This window comes from Aquimarina mytili (genome assembly GCF_016735115.1).
Taxonomy (GTDB): Bacteria; Bacteroidota; Bacteroidia; order Flavobacteriales; family Flavobacteriaceae; genus Aquimarina; species Aquimarina mytili.
The window spans coordinates 61,853-78,945 of sequence record NZ_JAERQJ010000007.1; the positions used below are offsets into that span (position 1 = coordinate 61,853).

Here is a 17,093-nt window from a genome sequence, read left to right on the forward strand (position 1 = left end):
ATAACAGAAAACGAATTATGACAGAAGGAAATTTTGTAGATTATGTAAAGTTACATGTAACTTCTGGTAACGGAGGAAAAGGCTCTGCACACTTGCATAGAGAAAAGTATATCAGCAAAGGTGGACCTGATGGTGGAGATGGTGGCCGTGGCGGGCATGTTATTATTAGGGGAAACCCTAATATGTGGACTTTATATCATCTTAAATTTAAACGTCATTTAAAAGCAGGACATGGGGCACACGGAAGCAAAAGTAGAAGTACCGGAGCCGATGGAGAAGATGTTTATGTCGATGTGCCTTTAGGAACTGTAATTCGTGATACTGAGACACAAAGTATAATTAAAGAAATCACAGAAGAAGGACAAGAATATATTGCTGCAGAAGGAGGTATGGGAGGCCGCGGAAATTGGCATTTTAAAAGCCCAACAAACCAAACTCCACGATATGCACAACCTGGAATAGAAGGACAAGAATGTGATATTACTTTAGAGCTTAAAGTTTTGGCTGATGTTGGCTTGGTTGGATTCCCGAATGCTGGAAAATCTACACTTTTATCAGTAGTTACAGCCGCAAAGCCAAAAATTGCCGATTATGAGTTTACAACACTAAAACCTAACCTGGGTATAGTCGAATATCGCAATTTTCAAACTTTTGTGATGGCAGATATACCTGGTATTATCGAAGGTGCTGCCGAAGGAAAAGGTATTGGACATCGTTTTTTACGTCATATAGAGCGTAATTCAACATTATTGTTTTTAATCCCTGCAGATGCGCCAGATATAGTTGAGCAATATGAAATTCTTCTAGATGAATTACGTCGCTATAATCCAGATCTTTTGGATAAAGAACGACTTATAGCGATCTCAAAATGTGATATGCTGGATGATGAATTAAAAGAAGAGCTAAAAACGGAACTGGATCAACAACTTAATGTATCTTATGTATTTATTTCTTCTGTAGCTCAACAAGGATTGCAAGAACTAAAAGATAGACTCTGGAAAATGCTGAATGTATAATTTACCTATAGATAATTATTATACAGAGTATCCTTGTTTTAATAGTCCTTCTCCAGCTTCAGGATGTCTTTTCAGGTATACAGCTACAAAAGGGCAAAGAGGAACCAGTTGATATTTTTTTTCTCGAATATATTCTAGTGCTTTTTTTATCATAGCACTCCCCAGTCCTTTACCTTCTAAAGATCTGGGGACTTCGGTGTGTGTTAGGTATATTGAATTTTCTTTAGCTAGAATATACTCTATAAATGCAATTTCATTTTCAACATGAAGCTCAAAACGTTTTTTAGGACTCTCTGTGTTATTGATCAATTGCAATTTTGACCAGTCTTTTTTTTCCATATGAAAAAGTATATGTCTAAATATAAATTATTCGCTAATTTTTATACCTTAAAAGAAGGTTAAAGTTCACCTATTATCATTGAATAAAACATCAATCTCAAGATATTTTTGTTTGATCAAACTTAAACCAAATCCAGCTGCAGAAGCTGTAAATACCGAATAATCAAATGGAGCTTTAATGCCTATGGTAAATGTCATTGCTAATCCAAAAAGCAGTAATATATATCCACTTAACCGTGCAAAAAGTGATGTTTTAAAGCCAATAATCAAAAATATTGCTAATAAAACTTCTATAAATGTAACAACAATTCCAATCGGGTTAATAAAACTATCTGGAAACCAGGGGTTAAGTAATTTTGTATACACCAGAAAATTTGCCCAGTTTCCCCAGGCAGAGATTTCTTCTGGCCATAATCCTAATCGATCTGCAACCGCCGATAAAAAGCTAAAAGCTATGCTTGCTCTAAGAAAGAGTTTATAATAAATTATCTTCATCCGCTGGGTTGTTTATTAATCTTGAGAAGGGATTGGTGTTAACAATGTGGCTCGTCCAATTCTGTTCCAAACATTAATACAGCAAATTGCCATGATAATATCTGATACCTTTTCTTTACCAAAAAGTGTAATAGCCTTTTGGTATAGTTCATCTTGTAACCCTGAAATAGTAATATTAGTTATCTGTTCGGTCATTTCTAGAATGATTTGTTCTTCATTGGAAAAAAAAGGAGATTCTCTCCACACAGAAAGGGCATGTATTCGATATTGTTTTTCTCCTTTTTCTACTGCTTCTTTAATATGCATTTGTATACAATACGCGCAACCATTAATTTGTGAAGCTCTTATCTGAAGTAATAAAAACTCTGTTGACGTTAATGAGCTATTTTTAATCGTATTGTAGAGGTCATAAATAGGTTTATAGGCATTAGGATTGACCTCGTTGATACTTATTCTTTTTGTATTCATGTCTTATTTTTTAATTGTTTAAGACAAAATTCTACATTAAGAACTAGTAAAAAGTTAATCTAGATTAAGAAATAGTCACTGTTTTTTTTTGCGCCTAATTTTGCTAAGAAATTCTGGAGTAAATCCTAAGTAAGATGCCAACATATATTGTGGCACACGCTGTACAAAATCGGGATTATGTTCATTAAAAACAGTGTAGAGTTCTTCGCCTGATAAATTATACATAAACTGAATTCTGCGTTGATCAGCAATTCTAACTTTTTCTAATATAATTCTAAAGTAGCGATTTAACTCTAAAGAATCTCGCAAGATATGATCAAGGTTTGATTTGCTGATTTTTAAGACTTTTGAATCCTCTGCTGCTTGAATATTTAACTCTGAAATTGTTTGATTGATGAAGCTGTCAAAATTAGTGAGCCACCAATCTTCAATTCCAAAATTAACGACTTTTTCTACCCCTTTTCTATCGATAAAAAACGATCTAAAACAACCTTTTAAGATAAAATATTGGTATTTGCAATAGTGTCCTTCTTTTAAAAGATAATCTCTGTTTTTAATATCTTCGAGCTCCATTAAATTTAGAAAAGACTGAAGCTCGTTATCAGGAGGAGTAACAAATTTTAGAATATGATTTTTGAGCTGGTCTGTCATTGTTCTAAAGGAAAGTATTTAGAGTAATAATTATGACAAAGTTATTTTTCTTTTTTTAAGATTAAAAATTCATCATCCATAACATTGCCTGTTAAAATTAAATCTTCAAATATTGCTGCACTACTAGAGCCAGACATCACATTTCCATCTTCAACATAAATTTTCTGAACTAAATAATCATTTTTGCCATGATATTGTACTTTAATTACTTCTGAAGGTGCAGTGGGTTTTTTTCCTTGTGCATATGCTTTAAATCGTAATAGGTTTGGATGTGCGCCACTCCACAAGTTTCCTTCCGAGTCAATTTCAATATTATCTACTCCTGTACCACAAGGTATATCCTCTATAAATTCTAATAATCCATCTGCATTTCTTGAGAATACTTTAATTTCAAACCCTCGGGGTGAGGCTACATAGAGTAAATTTCGTTTGGGGTCAAAATTGATTCCGTTTGCATAAGCGATACCTTTTGCAGCTTCAGTGAATTTTTCGCCATCAAAATAAACTACATTAGATACCGATAGGCCACCATACTCTTCAAAGAATTTGCCGATTCCTTTAGTATATCCATGATCATTGGTAACATAAAACTTGTTTTCATCGATTAAAACAATATCATTTGGACTTATTAATGAAGGATCGGTTATAGATTTTTCAAAAATTAGAGTATTATCATCTAGTGTAAATACTTCAATAGAATGACCATTAAGGGTATGATTGATAGCCATTATTCTGTAGGTACTATCCTTTTTTATCATAGAAATGCCATGAGGAGCGAAGGGTTTTTTAAAAGAACTGGTAAGATGTGTGATATCAAAGTTTCCATTCTTCAATTCAATAGTGTATAGCCCTCCTTTTTCTTCTTCTTTAGGAGGATAAACCAATCTTTTTGTAGAGGATATTAATGCAAAACCATCGCTGTTGCTAACAGTAATATCTTCAGCACCCGGAAGGGCTATTTTTTTTACAATTTTACCATCAAATTGATATTCAATTGTTCTAAAAAAACCTGTTGAAATAACGGTATGGGAAACAAAGAGAATAATTAAGACTAAAATAAGAAGAGCGATTCTTTTAGCTAAGCGCATAAGTGTTTTGTTGAATTCGTATCTAAGATACCAAATTAATCCCATTTAAAAGGAGGTTTGATTTGCAAGAGGTTAAAGCTATATATTGACTTTTTGTTAACATTTTTTAACCAAAAGTTACCATAGGAAAATAGATTTCTTGCGTTACTATTATCTAAAGACTGAAAAACCCTCAAAAATGAAAATTAGAACTGTATTAGCTGCTTTTTCTTTGTCTGTATTTGTCCTTGTTACATCATGTAATGACAGCGATAAATATATTGTTACTAAGGATGAAAATGGAAAATTAATAGCACAGAAAATACCCGAAAATGGAGTTGTTGAAAAGGCTGAAGAAAAGGTTCCTACCATAACCGAATTTATATCAACCGATAAAGGATTTTCTAAATTTACCGAAGCGCTAAAAGTATCAGAGGTATACGATGCTTTAAACGAAGAAGGACCATATACCATATTTGCTCCAATAAATTCGGCCTTTGAAAGTTCTTCTCGTGCATCGTTAGAAAAGTTGTTAAAGCCAGAACATAAGGAACAACTTGTTGATGTTCTAAAATATCACATTATTCCAAGTAGGATTACAAAAGAGGATATTATCACGGCTATTAATGAAGGAAGAGGAAGTGTTCCATTAAAAACGTTAGGAGGAAACTTACTTACGGCTTCTTTAAAAGGAGGTAGCGTGTTTTTGATTGATGAAATGGGTAATGGAGGTAGATTGATCACCACAGATGTTGAAGCATCGAATGGGTATATTAATACTATCGATAATGTGATGATCCCTAAGAAATAACGATATTTATCTATTGAAACAAAAAACGGAAGTAAAAGCGCTTCCGTTTTTTGTTTTTTATAGTTTTAAAGTATTGGTTTTTATAAAAAAAGTTTTTTGTGTTTTGGAGTAAAAAATAGATCTAATAGAACGAGATGAAAAAGCAACAGAAGCATGTTTAGAATCTCTATTCTTTTCAATTATTTTCAAGTAAAAATCTTTATCTACCTCTTTTCTTTTTGTTTCTGTTTTTGCATCTTTTAGGGGAGTAAAATTTTCGTCAAAAACCAAGTCTATTGAAATGTCCTCTTTTTTTAGATCTAAAAATGCAAGATCCTCATAAAAATCAGGATTAGGACCAAACCTAGGCATGTTATTGATATTTTGGTTCATTAATTGCTGTTGTTGCATCATTTGGTTTTGCCACATCCAATGATGAAACCACCAATCATGATGATAATTGTAGGTGTTGACATTAATAAAATCAAATCGCACCACCATTTTGTCTTCAATAGATTTGTTTACTGTAATAGTTGCGCGGTTCTGAGACCATGAAACTTTTTGAGAAAGTTTATTAAGATTTTCCGAGCCAATAAAATCTTTTAAGTCTTCTTGAAGAGATGCATGATATTGTTTCTCTCCTGTTACTATATCAAAAACTTCAAGAGACATTCCATTTTTATCTTTTAAGACAATGAATATTTTCTTGTCATATATAAATGTGTTGATATTCTTTATTTTATGATCACTTAAATTTCCAAACGTAGTAAACTTCAATTTTCCAAGATCCATGAGATCTATGGTCATCATGTCTACTATTTGATTTTTTTTATCTACAGTATCAAAGAACAGAAGATTATCATCAAAATATAATTTGGTAGCCGCTACAGAACCATTTTTAACATATTCGTTGGTATTTACATATTGAACATTATCTGAGAAAATTGAATTAAAAAGTTCTAGTTCTTCTTTTTTTGCCTCAATCTTTAACTCTTCGATATTTTGAGAATTCTTTAACTGAGAAATCTCCAATTTAGCATCATGTTTATGTAAAATAATAGTTTTATTCGGTAATCGTATTATAGTGCTAGAATCATCAAAACCTTCAATTATTTTTTGAGTAGACTTTTTTGTGACGAGATCAAAATCAATAATGACAAGTTCTTTTAACGGTTTTGTTCTACTTTTTTGATAAGGTTTGTAAAATTTCTTAAGAAGGACTAAAGTCAAGGTATTATCATTGCGATGAAATGAAATCACTGAAGGAGCAGAGAACTCAAACAGTACATATTCAAACTCAATAATAGAGTCGTCTTTATCTATAAAAAAAGGTTTAAGACCGAATTTCTTTAATGATTTATCTTTAAACGTAATAAGATGAATTGATGACTCCTGATTTATGTCACCAGAGAATGTACTTTCGATTTTTTGACTCTTTTCAGGTTTGAAAGAGATTTCTCCTGCAAAACTAGTTCCAGAAAGGAACGAGAAAACAGCGAATAATAAACATATTTGTTTGAATATAGGATTCATCAATAGTATAATTTAAATATAGATGCAAGAATAATAAAATATATCGAAATGATCTATTTTGTATGTATACTAAGTAACCCAAAATCAAAAGGTGTCCATACACAAGCTTTAATGTCACTTTCTTTTAGTGCTGTATTTACCCAGGTATTACATGTTCTAAAACAATGATAATTTCCGATAGCTTCATAGAAGTCGTCACTTTTGTAATACCCTAATCCAGGAAGTAGTATTTTTTTTCCTTTATCATCTAAACGAAATGCAGTATCGATATACGTATTTATTTTATCAAGTTGAGCCTGGCTAACTTGTATTTCTACCCAATCCTTTTGAATCTCTCGATATCTTGTTACATGAAGTAGTGTTGAACTATTAATAAATAAGGCGCGAAATCCATTAACAAAGGTAAGATCGGCCCATGTTGGCGTCTCTACATAAAAGTTTTTGTCTCCCCAGCCAAAAGAAAAAAACTGTGCTTCGGGATTGTATACTTGTCCTTTAAGAATACTACTATTTAATTCGTCTTTATGAAGAATGATTTCTAAATGAACACCATTGGAACTTAAATAGATATTATATTTTTTCTCGGTAAGATCCTGATCATTATTCACAGTAATGTAGGTTAACATCATAGAAAATACAAAATAAGTAACCGGGATAAAAAGGATGATGATTAGAGGTCTTACTATTTTCTTTATAATCTGCATGATTGAGAATGAATTTATGTTCTAAAATACTAAAAACTATTTTTTATTTTGATGAAAAATTGATGGTGCAGGTACTTTGGAAGTCCAGGGGGGGTACTTACATAAGTACCCCCCTGGACTTCATGAAGTGGGTACTCCCACTAAATTTGTTAAAAAACCCGGTAGATTACTGGGTAGGGGTACTTCAATTGTTAAAGTTTCCTGTAAGTTCGTCAGTTGGCCCGGTAGATTTGCGAGTCGTCGTGGTAACTTTGTCAGTTTACCCACTTCGTTTGCAAGTCGATGCCCTAGATTTGCAGGTTAGTCTACAATTTTCGGAGGTTTATGTGTTTTTTTGAGCATATACCATCTTAATCAGTTATGCGTTTTGATGTTTTTAATCTAAAACCCTATTCTCGATAGTTCTACTGAGCTTGTCGAAGTACATTTTTCCTAAGGTCGAAATACTCGAATTGACGGGTTTTAGATTAAAAAAACATGGATATTATTTAATCGTTATTCTAACCCCTTCAGAATGGCTAGTAAACTCTGGAGCATACATGCTTTGTATCGTTGTTATTCCGTTAGAGAAATCTCCTTTATTATTTACTCTAAGATCATACTCAAATACATAAATACCTTTTGGTAAATAATCAAAGAAAAAATTAGTTGCAGCATCTTTTGTGCTTTCGTAATATCCTAAACCATCTTGCCATTTGTATTGTGAGATTACATTAACAGGTTCTAACCCAGAAGCACGCATATCTTTCATATGTACAAATTCCATAGCGCGGTCTGATCGTAATTCTATTCGCACTCTTACAAGATCACCCAGTTGCAAATTGGTTTTATCTGTGATTTCGGTGATTTCTTCACCGGTATCCGTATTCTTTTTTACAAATAGTTTTTTCTTTAGCTTCAGAGGTGTCTCTGTAGTAGTAATTTTATCAAGGTCTTCAAAATATTGCCAGTACAAAGCTCCCCAGGCAATACCTTTTCCTTTTTTCGTGATTTTAGCAGTGGCCATATCTGATTGTATCTCATTGCCATTCCAAGATGTTTTAAAATATCCTGTTCCGGCTTCAACTTTAACATCCTCTATTGCAGAAGGATCTATCTTCTGATTGCCTAATACGATTTCAACCATATCGGTTACCGATAACCAGTCGCTACCTTGTAATAATAAAGCATATACTGCATCTGATGTGGCTTTGGTGGTTTTCCAACGATTGGTTTGCTTATTTTTTAGTAACCACACCTTTAGATTGTCTACAATTTCAGTACGTTTTGGCTCTTGTTCAATTTCAGAAAATACTTCAATCATCAAAGATTGAGTTTCTATTGGTGCCTGATACCAAAACCAACTAGCCGTATTAGATTTCCAGTACATACCTAGTTCTTCACTAGTAATACTTTTCTGATCTAATGATCTGATAATTTTTGTAGCAGTGATACTGTCATTATTTCTATATAATGTTAGTGATAGTAATCCTTGTGCATATAAGCTTTTGTCTAGCCAGTATTTTTTGGATTGCCCAAAATAGTACTCCCATGCTTCATTCGTATTTTTAGCTCTTCTAACATCTGCAAAGAAGCTACGCATATACAGATAATGAATCTGAGTATAACTCAAGTGATTCTCATTGATATCTATCTTATTTCGTTTACAATACCTCTTTAGTTCTTCATATTCTTTTACAAATTCTCGATCCAGAAAACGAATTGCGCTTTTAAGCATGTTAGAAGTCTGATTATCATATTGAGTTGCTCCTAATTTTTTTAGATGACCAAATCCGGTAACAATATGCTGCGTGATGTATCGGTTTTCGCGACCACCTTTAAACCAAGGAAATCCGCCAGAACCGTATTGCATTTGTCTTAGCTTATTTAATGCAGCTTGCAATTCGTTATTCATTTTATTGAGATCAAAAAGTAATGCGATTCTCTTTTTTTGTTCAGTTTCGCTTTGCGCATCTCTAAGCCATGGTGTTTCCTGAATAATAAGAGATTTTAGTTCTTGATTTTTTTCGAGATTACTCAATAAGGCATCAGTAGATTTCCATTGATTAAAAACCTCTTGGATTCTAGGATTAGAATTCGCAATATGACTGGCCAATGTATTCGCATAATATCTAGAGAATGTCTGCTCAGAACATTCATAAGGATATTCCATAAGATAGGGTAGTGCTTGTACAGCATACCAAGCTGGGTTAGAGGTCATCTCTAATGTAAGCTTGTGATGTTTTAAGGTATTAGAAGTATTACTTTTTAGCTTGTCGAGTGTAAACGTTTTTGTTTGATTAGAACGAATCCACATGGGTAACGTCTCGGTAACCATCATACGATTGCTAAGTACTGGAAGTGCATTTTGTTCTCCATCAGAAAATTCTCCTGCTTTTGCAATGATTTTGTATTGTACGGTCTGCACATTATCTGGAATTTGTAATTCCCAGGATACATTAGTATTTCCTTTGGCGTTAATTTCAAAATTTTGACGCGCATTCGTATTTTGTAGCTCAACATCAATTTTAGAATTAGTAAGTGCATCAAATAGTTGAAGCTCTGCAAGTCCGCTTAGATTTTTAGCGGTTAGATTGGATATTTTAGAACTTAATACAATTTTATCACCTTGTCTTAAAAACCTTGGAGGATTTGGCAGAACCATTAACTCTTTTTGGGTTACGGTTTCAAGCATTTTTGTACTTGAATTTAAATCTTTGGTATGAGCCAGAAGTTGAAGTTTCCATCTTGTAAGTGCCTCTGGAGCTGTAAAATTAAAGCTCACGTTGCCGTTGGCATCTGTAGTTAGCTTTGGAAAGAAAAATGCAGTTTCCTGAAGGTTTTTTCGAATTTTAACACCTTCTAAAGAGGTTTCTTTTTTTGAATCTATTGATTTGTTTTCTTCTTCACTTTTTTGTTCAAGTCCAGCCACCATTCCATCTGCTGCTTCAGTTTCATCATCACTAATTGAACTTCGATCTTTGGCCATTTCAGACATCATAGGTGCAGCTGCTATTTCAGCAGATTTCATCATTCGATTTCTTCCACCAAAATAGTTTTGTCCAAAATACAATCCAAACCAATTTAATTGATCATATCCTTGTGAATCATAATATCTGCTTGGTGTTTGGTTATTTTGAAGTCTAAAAGCATTGGTGCCAAAACTTTGTGTACTTTGCCTTTTGCTTTGTGTGTAGTATGATGGTCGGTGTATTGGGTCAAAATACCATTGATGATCTTTAAATTGATCTAATGATGCATCATACATACTGGCAAGTACTTCTGCAGTTACTTTATCTCCTTTTGGTCCTTTAATTGTAAAACTCCATGTCTCTTCCTGGCCGGGTGATAATTTATCTCTGAATGTTTTGGTCTCTATGCTTAGTGCTGTAGGCTCGTAGGGTACAGGGATTGGTATTACTCCATTTTGATAACCATTGTAATTGACAAAGCTGTAGGATACCGAGAATCCACCAAGATCTTCTTTAGTAACCGGTATTTTTATGGTTTCACTGTCTTTGGAAAGCTTGATCAAGCGTGTTTCAATAATTTTATAGTTCTTTTCTATATCTATGGTAACTGTAATATCCTCTGAAGCAGAACTTAATTTTAAAATCACTTCATCATTGATTTTGTATGAAGTTTTATTCAAAGAGGCTTCAAATAACTGTTGATCACTAATTACATCATCATCTTGGCTGTATAATGTGATATATTGTATATCTTTTACTTCTTGCCCAAATCGATCTTTACTATTAAGTTCGATAGCATATTTTCCTGATTCCCATTTTTTAATTGCACCTAGTTTTATTTTTTGGGTCCCTTTTTCGTTTTCTTTTGAAGTATTAGTGTTAAAAGAGGTGTTTAGTACTAATTTTCCTTTTTTCCATGCTCTATAATCATCCTCATCTTTAAATGCATCATGAGGAAATAGTCTTTTAAATTCATCCTCTGTAAAGCCTTCATAATCTGGAGATTTCCATGGTCTAAGGCGCATAGGTTTACTTGGGGCTAATAGTTTAAATATTTTTATTGTTCCCTCTGCAGCAATAGCTTCATTGTTTAGGTTTATAGTGGTAATTGTGGCGGTATGATCCTTTTGGTTTTTATCAATATTGTTATCTATAGAAATGGTTGCAGTCATGGCATGATATCCTACATTTACAATAGTTGTTGTACTACGTGTTTCGCCATTGATATCGGTAACATCTGCAATAACTTCATAATTAAAAATGGGCAAATTTTCTTTAGAAACACTTTTGTCGGCAAGTGCTGCAAAATTAATTTTATATTCACCGTTTTGATCGGTTTTGGTTTCTCCATGAGTGATTTCTTGTGGCTCTGATGTATATCTGGGATACCAATAACACCATCTTGGATATTGCACTTTGCGATGTACCCGATATACTACTTTAGCATCTGTGATATTGCTTCCTGCATATGCAGTTGCAACACCAGTAAGTTTAATAGTATCATTGATTCTGTAGGTTTCTGTTACTGGATTGAACTTAGTTTCAAATTTAGGGCGCTTGTATTCTTCAACAGAAATAGAGGTGCTGTCATAGTTGTCGGTTTGAATTGTGTATATTCCTGTCAAACCAGAGGACGGAAGTATAAATTCACCACTAAATGATCCGTATTCATTGGTTTTGAAATTTAAAGTTTTTATTTCCTGACCATTTACGTCTTTAAGGGTTGCATAAGTGAGTTGATTTGAAAGTACTTCAAAATTTTCTTTCCCGTTAGAAGACATTGAAATTCCTTTAAAATATACTGTTTGTCCAGGTCTGTAAATACTTCGGTCTGTAAAAAGAAAAGTCTTAAGTTGAATCATATTATCCACTCTAGGAGCATATGATTCGTTTAAATAATACCCCTCAAAGCGAGCTGAGTCTTTTTTATATGATACAGTGATTGTAACATCATAATAATAAGAGTTTAGCGCTAAAGATGCTTGTCCTTTTTGGTCTGTTGTGATGGTTTTGTTTAGTTTTTCTCGGTATCCACGAGCATTATCTGTTTTTAAATGTATTTTGGCATTAGCAATAGGTGTTCCTGTATTTCGATCTAAAACCTGAAAAATAGTAGCTGTAGGAGTTTTATTTTCTATTAATGAAAGATTGGTTATTTGCAGGTTTCCATACGAAAACATAGTTTCAGAAGAAAGGTCTTTAGATGTTGTGGCCAAAATCAAATATGATCCTTGCTCTAATTCCGGTAATAATACTTCGGTATTATGGGTTTGATAGTCATTTTCATTTCGTATGGCGGCTTCCCAGGTCTTGTGCGTTGATAGTGAGTTTAAAAATTTAATCTGATCACTTATTTTATATAATCTTTTGAGCGCTTTTTGCTGTTTAACATCTATTTTTAAGGCTTTGAAATATAACTTATCTAAATTTTTATATGTGATTAACAATCGCCCTGGAGTTTGTATAGGGACATATTTTTCGGTTTTGATATCAAGGGCTTCGCTAAGTATCTGTTCTTTTAATGTGGTACATTTTTTTGCTCCTCTAGAATCTGGGAATCTTTTAAGTACTGCATTGCAAATCTTTATGGCCTCCTTTAGTCTCCATCTATGGATTTCATTTTCTTTTGGTTTATAAGATGAAGCTTGCTCTTTGTAAAGGTTTGCAATCTCAAAGTCATATAATGCTGAAGCTGCTTTGGACGGGTGTTTTTCTTTTTCTATACGTAATGTCTCTAATAGAACATCTTCTTTATTAGCAAAGACGGCATTTTCATAAACAAATTGTATACGTTCAATATTCACCTCAGTTAATGCATCTAACCTCTTATTTCTGGAATGAAATTTGATGAGGTTTTGATATAGTTTTAGAGCATTTAGCTGTAAGGATAAAGAGTCTTTTGCTTCTATTTGTATAGTGCTAAATGTAGAATGTTCTTGTAGATATTTTACATCATCAATCGAAAAAGCATAAGCCGGTTTAGTGATATTGGTTTCAGAGGTTTTGTAAAATTCTAAAGCATTATGTATTAAGAAATCATACAGCGTTGGTCTATATTTTTTTGAGTTTTCTGCTGTATATAAAATTTGGTCAAACTTTGTAAGGTCTGTTTGTTGGGCCAACACTCCATTTTCAATCGATTTTTGATAATGTAAGTGTACTTCTGCAAATAGTGTTTCTAAATCCCAGGTTCTAAAATCTTCTTGATCAACTTTTTCTGAAGTTTCAGTTCTGTTGTAGAATTTCCATCTATTGGTTTTAAAATATTGCCAATATAAATTAGCCAATATACTTTCTAAAACATTCTTTTTCGGAAATTTACTTTGTTCAATTTCCTCTTTTATTTCTTTAATTATAGTAAGTTGTGCGTTTTCCTCTAAGGTGATCAAATATTTTGCCTTATAAAGCAAAGCCTTTGCAACCTGGTTGTCGTTGTTTTGCTTTTTAGCTTTGTTGTATATATTTTCTACAATTTCTAAAGCAGATTTAGGCAATCCTTTCTGGTCAAAAGCTTCTACTTCTTTCCAATCGTTTTGATAATCATTCTGACCAGTCATATAGTTTGCGTTTAGTATACAGATTATGATAAGGATGATATATTTTTTCATCGTAAAGGTTTTAGGTTGTTAACTAAATATAAGCAAGAGATGTACCAAATTCGTTTAGCACTTTACCTATGTTTTGTAAATAACATCATAAAGCTACGGAATACATATGATAAATGAGTGAAATAGAGGTTTTGATTAGCGTGGTGGTTGTATTATTGAGTTTGTATAATACATGCTGTGTTAAAATGTTGAGGTTGTCAACCCTTCTTAAGCCTTAAAATTATTGTGTTCTTTCAAAAAGGGGAGAACTAAGGATATGTTTTTGATCTAAAGATCTTATTACCCTAACCCTATCGTTTCATTTTTTAGTGGTGGAATAAGGGATTCAAAATATATAGTAAAAAGCAGCTTAAACCGAAGTAATTTAGTTTTTCGCTTTCTCATTCTTTTATTATTCATTGTAGATTGTATCTTTACTTTCGATTTAAGAATTAACTATGCGCGTACATTTTATTGCAATAGGAGGGAGTGCAATGCATAATCTTGCTATTGCCTTACATAAGAAAGGGTATCAGGTCACCGGAAGCGATGATACAATTTTTGAACCTTCAAAATCAAGATTAGATACTCATGGATTGCTACCTGAAGAATTTGGTTGGTATTCTGAAAAAATCACCAATGATCTTGATGCTATTATTTTAGGAATGCATGCCAAAGAAGATAATCCTGAGCTTCTTAAGGCGCAAGAATTGGAGTTAAAAATATATTCATATCCAGAGTTTTTATTTGAACAATCAAAAAATAAAACACGAGTAGTAATTGGAGGTTCTCATGGTAAAACGACCATTACTTCAATGATTTTGCATGTGCTGCATTATCATGATAAGCAGGTAGACTATATGGTAGGTGCACAACTTGAGGGGTTTGATACCATGGTTCATCTTACTGAAGAAAATGATTTTATAGTGCTAGAAGGGGATGAGTATTTATCTTCTCCGATTGATCGCAGACCAAAATTTCATTTGTATCAACCTAATATTGCTTTAGTTAGTGGTATAGCATGGGATCATATCAATGTATTTCCAACTTTTGATAATTATGTTGATCAATTCAGGGTTTTTATGAGTTCTATTATCAATGGAGGTGCATTAGTGTATAATGAAGAAGATACCGTTGTGAAAGAATTGGCAGAAGCTGCAGAAAACCCTATTCGGAAATTTGCCTATACTACTCCTGATTATAGAGTAGAGGAAGGGAAAACATTATTAGATACGCCAGAAGGAGAGATGCCTATTGAAGTATTTGGAGGGCATAATTTAAGTAATTTGGCAGGTGCTAAATGGATTTGTCAACATATGGGGATTGATGAAGATGATTTCTATGAGGCCATTGCTTCTTTTAAAGGAGCATCAAAACGCCTCGAAAAAATTGCTGAAGGATCTACAAGTATAGCCTATAAAGATTTTGCTCATAGTCCATCAAAAGTAAGTGCAACTACAACAGCCGTAAAAGAACAATACAGCAATAAACATGTAGTGGCATGCCTGGAATTGCATACCTATAGCAGCCTTAACTCAGAGTTTTTGAAAGAATATGAAGGTGCCTTAAAATCTGCCGATGAAGCTGTGGTATTCTACTCTCCTGATGCTGTAAAAATTAAAAAACTCGAAGAGGTTTCAGCAGCTCAAATAGAAGAAGCATTTAATCGAAATGATTTAATTATTTATACCAATCCAGAAGAATTTCAAGAGTATTTAAAACAAAAGAATTTTTCAAATTCTGTACTACTTTTAATGAGTAGCGGTAATTATGGTGGGTTAAATTTTGATGAGGTAAAAGAGTGGATTGAACATTAAAAATGTAACTCGAATATAGTATTTACAAAATCTTTTACATTTTTTTGATTGTTTAGAATGAGCTCTTGTTTTGCATTCTCAATATCTGCTGGAACTTTATCCTGACTTAGTTTAAATTTCCCTTCCCATTCTTTGACGTTAATTTCAAAACAATGAATATAAGGTACTAAACGATCCATTCTTTTATCATCAAAATCTAATATAAATTTTTGATCGGGAGCTTCTAGAAACTCGGTCATAGCTAAAATAGACTTTTTAACCCTAACGGGATCAAGTATTTCTTTTACCGTTCCTTTGGCGTGAGCTATGATATAGTTCCATGTCGGGAGTTGTTTGGTTGTGTAAATGGATGGTGAGATATAGGTTTGTGGTCCCTGAAAAATTGCTGTAATAGGATAATCTTCTTTTAATAGCGCTATATGAGGATTGTGTATATCAATATGTGCAACTAAGGTGTCTCCATGAAAAATTAAAGGAGCATGAGTTATAAATGGTGTTTTATCTTTTGCCGAAACTAGAGTGGCAAAAGGATATGTTCTAGCAACTTCTTTGATCGTGCTGGTATTGTAATCTTGATGGTGTTTTGGTGGATACACAGATTATACGTTAAATTGTTTTAAATGATGATCAAGGTGTTTGTATTGCATCTTTCCCCATTGTTCAGGGGTAAATTTTCCAAACATTGGATGAGGATCCCATTCTTTTTTATCTCTTTGGTTTGAAAACTCTGAAACAAGACTAAGAAGTGTTACTTTTTCTTTTTCAAACTCTTTTTGATCGACAACTTTTAATTTTGAATGAGTTGGCAAATTTTTCTTCCATGGTTTATCATTGTACATTGCTTTTTTGAAGAACAATTTAGCCAATAAATTGGGTTTTAGCTGTGGATGTTCTTTTTGTAAAGCAATCTTTAAAGGGAATTGACAGTGAAATAACATTTGTGAAACATTCATCTTGCCCCATTCAGGTATACTATTGTTAGAAAGGCTTTGAATACGATCTTCGATTTCATTTTGTGTGGTGTGCTCAAACAAAGATTTCATGTAAGTTAGATTTTGTTGGATAAAACAACTATATCCAAAAATAGTATATTAATTGAAAAAAATAAAGGCTAATCATACGATTAGCCTTTATGCATATTTTTTTTATATCTTTATTAACCTACTTCATCGAAGAATAAGCTTAAAAATCCATCGAGATCATCACTTTTAGTAATGTCTTTAGGAGTTCCTAAATTGATCATTAAAGGTTGGTCTTTAATAGTACCCATCAAAAAATATTGAAAAGTGGTACCCATTTTAAATTTATATCCTTTTAACTGTCCTCCAAAAGAGGTAAAAGTAACTTCAGTCTTAGAACTGTTACCTTCTGCAAATGCACTAATAGTAGCATTAAATACTTCATTGAGCATATCTGTGCTATAATAGTCCCACTTAATAGAAGTTCCATTGCAGGCCTGTAATTCATATACAGACTGAGCTTCACATCCTCTAGGAACTTGTATGTTATTTCCTACTAGATCTAAAAAGGAAATTTTCTTGTCCTGGCCATAAAAACTAAGTGTAGCAAAAAGTAAAACAATAGTAAAAATATTCTTCATAAATAGGTTAATTTGAAGTTGTTAAATTATTCATTTTAGAAATAAGGGTGCCCAAATATAGTAAAACTTTCATTT

At 32.8% G+C, this 17,093-nt stretch carries 14 protein-coding genes; 3 read left to right on the plus strand and 11 right to left on the minus strand.

The window, feature by feature from the left end; all coding sequences use genetic code 11:
* The first annotated feature begins 17 nt into the window (after positions 1-17).
* Positions 18-1,016: a GTPase ObgE gene (gene obgE / locus JJQ60_RS16355; RefSeq protein ID WP_201922758.1), complete on the plus strand. Its 999-nt coding sequence runs from the start codon at positions 18-20 to the stop codon at positions 1,014-1,016.
* Between the two features lie 18 nt (positions 1,017-1,034).
* Here obgE and JJQ60_RS16360 read toward each other — a convergent pair whose 3' ends face one another.
* From JJQ60_RS16360 to JJQ60_RS16380, 5 genes are all read right to left on the minus strand, one after another.
* Positions 1,035-1,355, minus strand: a complete 321-nt coding sequence (locus JJQ60_RS16360; RefSeq protein WP_201922762.1) for a GNAT family N-acetyltransferase — start codon at positions 1,353-1,355, stop codon at positions 1,035-1,037.
* A 66-nt stretch (positions 1,356-1,421) separates the two neighbouring features.
* Positions 1,422-1,850 (minus strand): DoxX family protein, encoded by a 429-nt coding sequence (locus JJQ60_RS16365; protein WP_201922765.1) that lies wholly within the window; start codon positions 1,848-1,850, stop codon positions 1,422-1,424.
* Between the two features lie 15 nt (positions 1,851-1,865).
* Positions 1,866-2,318 (minus strand): carboxymuconolactone decarboxylase family protein, encoded by a 453-nt coding sequence (locus JJQ60_RS16370; RefSeq protein WP_201922768.1) that lies wholly within the window; start codon positions 2,316-2,318, stop codon positions 1,866-1,868.
* A 75-nt stretch (positions 2,319-2,393) separates the two neighbouring features.
* The gene (locus JJQ60_RS16375) at positions 2,394-2,969 is read right to left on the minus strand and encodes a Crp/Fnr family transcriptional regulator (protein WP_201922770.1); all 576 of its coding nucleotides are present in this window, start codon (positions 2,967-2,969) and stop codon (positions 2,394-2,396) included.
* Between the two features lie 41 nt (positions 2,970-3,010).
* On the minus strand, positions 3,011-4,102 hold the full coding sequence (locus JJQ60_RS16380) for an SMP-30/gluconolactonase/LRE family protein (protein WP_201922773.1): 1,092 nt from the start codon (positions 4,100-4,102) through the stop codon (positions 3,011-3,013).
* 133 nt (positions 4,103-4,235) lie between these two features.
* Here JJQ60_RS16380 and JJQ60_RS16385 point away from each other — a divergent pair, with 133 nt between their 5' ends.
* The gene (locus JJQ60_RS16385; protein WP_201922776.1) at positions 4,236-4,847 is read left to right on the plus strand and encodes a fasciclin domain-containing protein; all 612 of its coding nucleotides are present in this window, start codon (positions 4,236-4,238) and stop codon (positions 4,845-4,847) included.
* Between the two features lie 57 nt (positions 4,848-4,904).
* On the opposite strand, the gene JJQ60_RS16390 is transcribed toward JJQ60_RS16385, so the two are convergent.
* The 3 genes from JJQ60_RS16390 to JJQ60_RS16400 all read right to left on the minus strand — a co-directional run bounded on the left by JJQ60_RS16390 (position 4,905) and on the right by JJQ60_RS16400 (position 13,622).
* On the minus strand, positions 4,905-6,359 hold the full coding sequence (locus JJQ60_RS16390) for a hypothetical protein (RefSeq protein ID WP_201922779.1): 1,455 nt from the start codon (positions 6,357-6,359) through the stop codon (positions 4,905-4,907).
* Positions 6,360-6,412: 53 nt separating this feature from the next.
* Positions 6,413-7,063 carry a TIGR02117 family protein gene (locus tag JJQ60_RS16395; protein WP_201922784.1) on the minus strand — a complete coding sequence of 217 codons (651 nt, stop codon included), beginning with the start codon at positions 7,061-7,063 and terminating at the stop codon, positions 6,413-6,415.
* A gap of 484 nt (positions 7,064-7,547) precedes the next feature.
* Positions 7,548-13,622: an alpha-2-macroglobulin family protein gene (locus JJQ60_RS16400; RefSeq protein WP_201922788.1), complete on the minus strand. Its 6,075-nt coding sequence runs from the start codon at positions 13,620-13,622 to the stop codon at positions 7,548-7,550.
* 437 nt (positions 13,623-14,059) lie between these two features.
* Here JJQ60_RS16400 and JJQ60_RS16405 point away from each other — a divergent pair, with 437 nt between their 5' ends.
* Positions 14,060-15,418, plus strand: coding sequence for a UDP-N-acetylmuramate--L-alanine ligase (locus JJQ60_RS16405; RefSeq protein WP_201922791.1), 1,359 nt, complete (start codon positions 14,060-14,062; stop codon positions 15,416-15,418).
* Here JJQ60_RS16405 and JJQ60_RS16410 read toward each other — a convergent pair.
* The 3 genes from JJQ60_RS16410 to JJQ60_RS16420 all read right to left on the minus strand — a co-directional run bounded on the left by JJQ60_RS16410 (position 15,415) and on the right by JJQ60_RS16420 (position 17,018).
* Entirely contained in the window at positions 15,415-16,014 is a 600-nt protein-coding gene (locus JJQ60_RS16410; protein ID WP_201922794.1) for an FMN-binding negative transcriptional regulator, read from the minus strand. The genes JJQ60_RS16405 and JJQ60_RS16410 overlap by 4 nt on opposite strands.
* Before the next feature lie 3 nt (positions 16,015-16,017).
* Positions 16,018-16,461: a DUF1569 domain-containing protein gene (locus JJQ60_RS16415; RefSeq protein ID WP_201922797.1), complete on the minus strand. Its 444-nt coding sequence runs from the start codon at positions 16,459-16,461 to the stop codon at positions 16,018-16,020.
* 113 nt (positions 16,462-16,574) lie between these two features.
* Positions 16,575-17,018 carry a hypothetical protein gene (locus tag JJQ60_RS16420; RefSeq protein WP_201922800.1) on the minus strand — a complete coding sequence of 148 codons (444 nt, stop codon included), beginning with the start codon at positions 17,016-17,018 and terminating at the stop codon, positions 16,575-16,577.
* Positions 17,019-17,093 lie beyond the last annotated feature (75 nt).

Bases quoted from the DNA above. Each gene is read 5' to 3' on its own strand.
- JJQ60_RS16405 (WP_201922791.1), top strand. From the start codon at position 14,060: ATGCGCGTACATTTTATTGCAATAGGAGGGAGTGCAATGCATAATCTT.
- JJQ60_RS16370 (WP_201922768.1), bottom strand. From the start codon at position 2,318: ATGAATACAAAAAGAATAAGTATCAACGAGGTCAATCCTAATGCCTAT.
- JJQ60_RS16420 (WP_201922800.1), bottom strand. From the start codon at position 17,018: ATGAAGAATATTTTTACTATTGTTTTACTTTTTGCTACACTTAGTTTT.
- JJQ60_RS16380 (WP_201922773.1), bottom strand. From the start codon at position 4,102: ATGGGATTAATTTGGTATCTTAGATACGAATTCAACAAAACACTTATG.
- JJQ60_RS16415 (WP_201922797.1), bottom strand. From the start codon at position 16,461: ATGAAATCTTTGTTTGAGCACACCACACAAAATGAAATCGAAGATCGT.
- JJQ60_RS16365 (WP_201922765.1), bottom strand. From the start codon at position 1,850: ATGAAGATAATTTATTATAAACTCTTTCTTAGAGCAAGCATAGCTTTT.
- JJQ60_RS16360 (WP_201922762.1), bottom strand. From the start codon at position 1,355: ATGGAAAAAAAAGACTGGTCAAAATTGCAATTGATCAATAACACAGAG.
- JJQ60_RS16390 (WP_201922779.1), bottom strand. From the start codon at position 6,359: ATGAATCCTATATTCAAACAAATATGTTTATTATTCGCTGTTTTCTCG.
- JJQ60_RS16385 (WP_201922776.1), top strand. From the start codon at position 4,236: ATGAAAATTAGAACTGTATTAGCTGCTTTTTCTTTGTCTGTATTTGTC.
- obgE (WP_201922758.1), top strand. From the start codon at position 18: ATGACAGAAGGAAATTTTGTAGATTATGTAAAGTTACATGTAACTTCT.
- JJQ60_RS16400 (WP_201922788.1), bottom strand. From the start codon at position 13,622: ATGAAAAAATATATCATCCTTATCATAATCTGTATACTAAACGCAAAC.
- JJQ60_RS16395 (WP_201922784.1), bottom strand. From the start codon at position 7,063: ATGCAGATTATAAAGAAAATAGTAAGACCTCTAATCATCATCCTTTTT.
- JJQ60_RS16375 (WP_201922770.1), bottom strand. From the start codon at position 2,969: ATGACAGACCAGCTCAAAAATCATATTCTAAAATTTGTTACTCCTCCT.